The 1,178-nt window shown below is 36.1% G+C and carries 2 protein-coding genes; both read left to right on the top strand.

The window, feature by feature from the left end:
• A partial coding sequence (locus MNV_RS10690) for a winged helix-turn-helix transcriptional regulator (protein WP_143311740.1) occupies window positions 1-435 on the top strand: 435 nt, incomplete at its 5' end.
• A gap of 25 nt (window positions 436-460) precedes the next feature.
• Complete coding sequence (locus MNV_RS10685) at window positions 461-799, top strand: hypothetical protein (protein WP_096205929.1); 339 nt, start codon at window positions 461-463, stop codon at window positions 797-799.
• Window positions 800-1,178 lie beyond the last annotated feature (379 nt).

Here is a 1,178-nt window from a genome sequence, read left to right as displayed (position 1 = left end):
CTTGATCATATCAAAAAGAATCCTGGAGTAAATTTTGGTGTTATTTCAAACGAAACAGGTGTAAATAGAGGTACATTAAGCTACCATCTCAAAATTTTGGATATGCACGATAAAATAAAAGTGTATAAAAGCCGGTATTTTGAGAATCATATGAAATTCAATGACGACGAACAAAAAATTCTTAACCAGCTTAAAAAAGACATGCCAAGAAAGATAATTAAAATCCTGATGGAACATCCTGGTGCATCGAGGAAAGAGATATCTGGTGAGATTGGAATCACAGACCAAGCTGTCTCATGGTATATGAAACACCTGAGAACAGACGGCATTATTGTATCGGAAACATTGGGGCAATTTAATAAATATTATGTTAGTGCCAAAGCTGTGCAGATAATGCAGAATGTCCTGCAAAATGAGCCTTTGAAGGCTATCTGAGATGATATAAACAGGAAGGCAATTAATGATAGAACCGAAAGTGATAGAAGAATATTTTCAGTGTATAAAGAATCTTGTAAATAACAAAGAGAAGAAAGCTTATCAGTCTAAACCTTATGGAGATGAACACACAGTCATTATACTCGGCGAAAAGCATGGCGATTCTATAGAAGAGTATTGTCAGGAAAAGTTGGTTAAAGACCTTGGACCAAAGTATCTTTTAGTTGAGAATATTACTAATGATGTTTTCAAGATGTGGGGAGAAAAATATGGCTGCAAAGTAGTATTATGCGATTTAGAATCTCATGAAAAAGAAAATAAAAGAAGAGAATTAGGCTTCATGTCCAGAGACCTTCCTCAGTAAATTTTAATTAGACCTCTGGCTTATTTGTAACTACAAATCAATATCTATGCCTAAAATAAATGTATATAAGTGGGAAGATATCCGAAAATATTTCCCGCCTGAAAGGGTGGCAGAAATTCGATCCGAAATCCTTGAATTACGCAAGTCCGGAAGATACCCAGATGAAGAATTATGGAAGATGTATGGGATGAGCGAGTGCGACGAGAAGCTAAATCCTAAATTGCAGCCACGCCACTCCAGCCATTCGGAATGACCTTATTATGGCATGCGTTTTCAGTAATGAAAAGGTATGAAGCCCATAAGACAATGTGGATTATCCTGGAAGTCTAATCCAATTAATCTGCTAAGGTAAAAATGCTATGGAGAAGCGAAAGCTGAA

Origin of the sequence: Candidatus Methanoperedens nitratireducens, from assembly GCF_900196725.1 — an archaeon.
GTDB lineage: Archaea > Halobacteriota > Methanosarcinia > Methanosarcinales > Methanoperedenaceae > Methanoperedens > Methanoperedens nitroreducens_A.
Note: the sequence above shows the minus strand (reverse complement) of the source record. Positions and strands in the feature narration are given on the sequence as shown.

Bases quoted from the DNA above. Each gene is read 5' to 3' on its own strand.
- MNV_RS10685 (WP_096205929.1), top strand. From the start codon at position 461: ATGATAGAACCGAAAGTGATAGAAGAATATTTTCAGTGTATAAAGAAT.